Source organism: Burkholderia sp. E168m23 (genome assembly GCF_016586125.1).
Taxonomy (GTDB): domain Bacteria; phylum Pseudomonadota; class Gammaproteobacteria; order Burkholderiales; family Burkholderiaceae; genus Burkholderia; species Burkholderia orbicola.
The window spans coordinates 1-5,955 of the sequence record NZ_BCPP01000408.1 but is presented as its reverse complement, the minus strand read 5'-3'; the positions used below and the strand labels follow the sequence as shown (position 1 = coordinate 5,955).

Annotated in this window: 1 protein-coding gene and 1 pseudogene; both read right to left on the bottom strand. The window is 71.7% G+C overall.

Going from position 1 to position 5,955, the window contains the following annotated elements:
- The coding region (locus tag JMF90_RS20485; protein ID WP_201325368.1) for an amino acid adenylation domain-containing protein at positions 1-3,090 on the bottom strand (3,090 nt) is incomplete at its 3' end.
- Positions 3,087-5,955, bottom strand: a pseudogene (locus tag JMF90_RS20480) (amino acid adenylation domain-containing protein); the annotation flags it as partial. The gene JMF90_RS20485 and the pseudogene JMF90_RS20480, both read right to left, overlap by 4 nt.

Here is a 5,955-nt window from a genome sequence, read left to right as displayed (position 1 = left end):
GAAACCGGTCGAAGCATCGGTCGTCAAACCGCCGGCCGGAACGATCCACGCGGCGAGCGACGCCACGCACGCCGTTTCGAGCTGCGCGACCGAACGCGCCACGTCTACCTGCGCGGGCCAGCGTGCGGTGTCGAATGCCGTGCGCACCTGCGTCGTCAGGTCACGCAGCGCGTCGTCTCGCGCCGACGCAGGCGCTTCCGCACTCTGCAGCGACACGAAGCTCGCGAGCCGGCGCTCCGCGCCCTCGCCGAGCACGATCGTCGCCGCCGCGCCGACGAGCGGATGCGCGGTCAGCGCCGCATCGACCTCGGCCAGCTCGATCCGGTAGCCGCGGATCTTCACCTGATCGTCCTGCCGGCCGAGGAATTCGAGCGAGCCGTCGGCGCGCACGCGCCCGAGATCGCCGGTGCGGTAAAGCCTGCGCCCGTCCGCATGACGGATGAAGCGTTCGGCCGTCCGCACCGGATCGTTCGCGTAGCCCGTCGCGAGCCCGACGCCGCCGATATGGATCTCGCCGCGCACGCCCGGCGGACACGGCCGGCCGAGTGCATCGAGCACTTCCATCGTCTGCCCGGTCAGCGCGCGGCCGTACGGAATGCTCGCGAGCTGCGTGTCTTCCGGACGGATCGGATGCTCGATCGACCAGATCGACGCTTCGGTCGCGCCCCCGAGGCTGAACAGCGCGCTATCGGGCCAGCGCTGCCACCAGCGGGCCGGCAGCGTCACCGGAATCCAGTCGCCCGACCACAGCACGCGCCGCGGGCCCGGCACGTCGAGCGCCGGTTCGCCTTCGAGGTAGTCGATCAGCATCTGCCCCTGGGCGGGCACCGAGTTCCACAACGTCACGCGATGGCGCGCCATCAGTTCGGCCCAGTGCGACGGATCGTTGCCGCGCGCCGGATCGGGCAGCACGATGCACGCGCCGCGCGCGGTCGCGCCGAAAAAGTCGTAGACGGACAGGTCGAAGCTCAGTTCGGCCAGCCCCAGCACCACGTCGCCCGCACCGACCGCATGCCGCGCGCTGATGTCGGCGAGCGTGTTGCACACCGCCGCATGGCTCAGCATCACGCCCTTCGGCTCGCCGGTGGAACCCGATGTGTAGATCACGTAAGCCAACGCATCGGGGGCGATGTCGCACGCGGCGCGCGGCGGCCATTGCGGATCGCGCGGCAACGCATCGATATCGATGCGCACGCAACCTTCGTTTTCGAATGCGAGCGCCTGCACGCTGACGACCGCACGCACTCGCGCATTGCGCAGAATGGCCTGTTGCCGCAGCGCCGGCTGACGGCTGTCGACCGGGACGTACGCGGCGGCTGCCTGGACGATCGCGAGCACGGCCGCGAGCTGATGCGCGCACTTCGGCATCAGCACCGCGACGGTATCGCCCACGCCGACGCCGGCCTGTTCGAGCGCGGTACGCAGCGCCGCCGCCTGTTGCGCGACCTCGCGGTACGTGCGCGCACCCAGCGCGTCGATCACGACCGGCGCATCGGGCGTGCGCAACGCCTGCGCGGCGAAACCGGCCGCGATATGCGTATCGGCATCCGGATGCGCGTCGGCGACGGGCGTCGCGGACGGCAGCACGATGTCACCGTCACGCGACCACCATTCGGCATCGTCGGCCAGCCGGCCCAGCAGCGCGACATACGCGTCGAACATCGCGGCCGGCATGCCGTCCGGAAACAGGTCGTCGCGCACGTCCCAGCCGATTTCCAGTCCGCCGAACTGGTCGGTCACCTGGCAATCGAGCCATACCTGCGGCGTCTGGCTGATCATGGTGCGCGGCGGTTCGGCGCGCGTCGCCTGCTCGCCGAGCAGGCGCCCCACGCTGCCGATCCCGCTCGTGAACACCACCGGCATCAGCGCCGCGTCCTTGCCGCGCCGCCGCGCGAGTTCGCGCATCACGTCGACGCCGGTGAAGGCGCGATGATCGAGATCGTCGAACATCCGCGCGCCGATCGTGCGGGCACGTTCGACGAAATCGCGCCCGTGCGTCGCGTCGACGGCGAGCAGGCTCAGCGCGGTGAAATCGCCGAGCACCGCATCGATGCGCGGATGCACGGGCGGACGGTTCAATACCGTCAGGTTCAGGCAGAACGCCGGCGTCTGGCTCCAGCGGCCGACCACCTCGGCGAACGCGGCCAGCGCGACGCTCGCCGCGCTCAATCCGAAACGGCTCGCGTGGCCGCTCAGCGCGGCCCATTGCGCGCGGTCGAGCCGCGCATGCCGGTGCGTGAAGCGCGGCCGCCCGTCGGTGCGCATCGCGGGTACGACCGGCAGATCGGGACGCGCGGGCAGGTCGTCGAGGCGAGCGAGCCACCACGCCTTGTCGCGCGCATGCTCGGCGCGCGTCTCGGCCTGCGCTTCATGCAGCACATAGTCGCGAAACGTCGCATCGAGCGGCGCGGGCTGCCATTGCGGATCGTCGTAACGGCGCCGCCATTCGGCGAGCAGCAATTGCAGGCTCGCGTAGTCGATCAGCGTGAAATCCACGGACAGGTGCAGCACCGCGCCATCCGGGCCGAGACTCACTTCCGGCTGCAGCACCGGCCAGCGGTCGAGCGCATGCACCGCATGATCGAGGCGCTCGCGCACGCGGTTCAGGTGGGCGTCGAATGCGTTCGCGTCGGCCTCGCGCAAGTCGTGCACGGTGAGCGGCTGCCACGGCACGTCGGGCAGCACGCGTTGCCATGCGTTGTCCTCGACGATCGCGCGCAGCATCGGATGGCGCGCGACGCACGCATTCCACGCGGCTTCGAAGCGCACGCAGTCGAGATCCTTCGGCTCGTCGTATTCGACGTACAGATGGCACGCGCTGCCGCCGAACTCGAACGATTCGTGGCGGCCGAGCACGTACGCGGCCTGTACCGGCGTCAGCGCGAATCGTTCGTACTGATGCGCCGGATCGCTGCGCCATGCTCCGCCCTGAAGGAAACGGACGAACGCGTCGCGTTCGGCCTTGATGCGCGCGGCGAGATCCGCATCGAGCGCGCCGGCCGGCGCGCGATAGCGCAACTGGCCGCCGTCGTCGCACCACAGTTCGATCTGGCGTTCGCGGCAGAGATCGAGCACGTCGTCGAAGTTCACAGCACGCCCTCCTCGATCGTCGCGACCGACGCATCGCCGTCGGCGGGCGCCGCCGGTGTCAATTCGTCGAGCTGCGCCGCGAGGCCAGCGAGCGTCGGCTGCCGGTAGAACGCGGCCATCCCGATCCGCACGCCGAGCCGCTCGCGCAGTTGCGCGAGCAGGCGGGTCGCGAGCAGGCTGTCGCCGCCGAGCGCGAAGAACGTCGCGTCACGCGCGTTCGCCGCGCGGCCGAGCGCCTGCTCCCAACAGGCCAGCAATATCGCGTGCCGTTCGCCGGCCGGCACGAACGCGTCGTGCGCGGCCGGTGCGTCGCCGAGTGCGCGCGCGAGTGCATCCCCGACCGCCCGGCGATCGAGCTTGCCGTTCGCGTTGAGCGGCCAGCGCAGCACGCACCACAGCGCATCGGGACGCATCGCGTCGGGCAACCGGTCGCGCAACCAGTCCGCGAGCGCCGCCTGTTCGATCGGCTCGCCGACCCGGCGCGCATCGATGCAGGCGAATGCCGCCGAGCGCCAGCTGCGCGCATCGAGCGCAAAGCCGCACGCGTGGGCGGCCGCCGCCAGCGCATCGTGCGCGAACGGCCGCGGCAGCGACGCATCGCCCGCGACGCTCGCGACGAGTTCGCGCAGCGGCGAGTCGCGCAGCACGTCGGCGAGCAGCAGGCGGCCGTCCCGCGCGAGCAGCGCGGCCGCGATCCGGAAGGTGTCGCGCGGATCGTCGCGCAGGTGGGCCGCCGCGAAACTGATCACGCAGTCGAATGCGCCGAGATGACGTGCGGGCAGCAAGCCGTCCTGCATCGCCTGAAGCGCCGGCATCGTTCGCGTGAAGCGTGCCTGCGCGTTGTGCAGCAGGCCCGGCGACACGTCGAACAGCGTCACGTCGAAGCGCGGATCGTCGAGCACGCCGAGCCCCGCATCGAGCGCCTGGCCCGCGCGGGCATCGAGCACCGCGACGCGCAGCGCACCTGTGTGTGCCGCGGCCTGCGCGTCCAGCGCGGCGGCGAATTCGCGCAGCGCACGAACACCGTCCGGCAAACGTGTCGCGAACGCGAGCGGCGCCACGCACGGGTCCAGCAGTACGCGTTGCGCGGCGGTATCCGGATCGGCGGCGAGCGCGCGCAGCGCGGCCGTCAGATCGTCGAGATCGGTCGCCTGCCAGGCGAGGTGACCGAGCGCATCGACGAGGGCGATCGATGCGTCTCGCGGCGCGTGCCAGTGCGCACGCAGCGACGGCGGCAGGCCCGCGTCGCCGTCGAGCAGCCGCCCGGCCACGGCGTGCGCGACGGCCGCTTCCGCCGGCATCGTGTCGGCCATGTCGGCGGTCGCAAGCGATGCCGGCGCGGTGTCCGCTGCTGCACAATCGTTCGGCACGAACGCCGCGACGATGCGCGCGGCCTCGCCGTGGACGACACTCGCACACGCACCATCGATCAACGGATGCGCGGCCAGCGCCGCCTCGATCTCGCCGAGCTCGATCCGGTGACCGCGCACCTTCACCTGCCGATCCTCGCGCCCGAGGAATTCGAGCGTCCCGTCCGGCCAGTAGCGGCCACGATCGCCGGTGCGATACCAGCGGCCGGACGCGTGCTGCACGAAGCGCTGCGCGGTCGAGCTCGGGATCGGTTCCGGTAGCCGCGTGCGAGACTGTCGCCCCCGATCAGCAATTCGCCCGGCACGTAATCGGGCACATCGCGGCCGTCGCCATCGACGACGCGATACGCCTGCCCCGGCAACGGCCGGCCGTACGGAATCGAACGCCAGTGCGGCGGCACGTCGCGCACCGTCTGCACGTTCGACCAGATCCCGGCCTCGGTCGCGCCGCCGAGCGCGTGGAACGCACAGGCATCGCCGCAGCGCGCGCGCAGGCGCGCCGGCAGGTCGAGCGCGATCCAGTCGCCGGACAGCAGCGCCGCACGCACGCTGCGGCACGCGCCGCTCGCCGCCGGCACGGCCAGCGCCATTTCCAGCAGCGCGGGCGCCGAGTTCCACAGCGTCACGCGATGCTGCGCGATCAGTTCGATCCAGCGCGCCGCATCGCGCGCTTCGTCCTGCGTCGGCAGCACGAGTTGCGCACCGGCGCCCAGCGCGCCGAACAGGTCGTACACCGACAGATCGAAATCGAGCGCCGATACCGCGAGCAGCCGGTCGTCCGCGCGCATACCGAGCAGCGCATCGATCGCATCGATCGTGTTGATCGCCGCCGCGTGGGTCATCTCGACGCCCTTCGGCACGCCCGTCGAACCGGACGTGTAGATCACGTAAGCGGTCGCCTGCGGCGCGACCTCGAGCGGCGCGGCCAGCGGCGCATGCCGCGACAGCGCGGCGATACCGACATGCGGCAGCGGCCCGCCCGCGCACGCGGTGTCGCCGATCACGGCCTTCACGCCCGCCGCGCGCTCGATCAGCGCCTTGCGCGCGACCGGCTGCGCGATGTCGAGCGGCACGTAGCACGCGCCGGCCGCCAGCACGCCGAATACCGCCGCGACCTGCTCGGGCCCGCGCGGCAAACTGATCTCGACGGCATCGCCGTGCCCGATCCCGGCCGCGCGCAAGCCGCCCGCGATCGCGAGCGCCTGCGCGGCCAGTTCGCCGCGCGTCACCGCGCGATCGCCGCATCGCACCGCCACGGCGGCCGGCTCGCGTGCGGCCAGCGCGAAGAAATCGTGATGCAGCGTGCGCGCGCGGCCGGGAGCCGGCAACGCATTGAGCGTATCGCGCACGCGTCGCTGCGCGGACGGCAACTCGACCGCGATCGGCAGCCGCCAGTCGCGATCGCACAGCGCCTGCACGAACGCGACATACGCGCCGAACATCGCGTCGATCATTCCGTCCGGGAACAGCCCGTCGACGCTGTCCCACGCGAGCA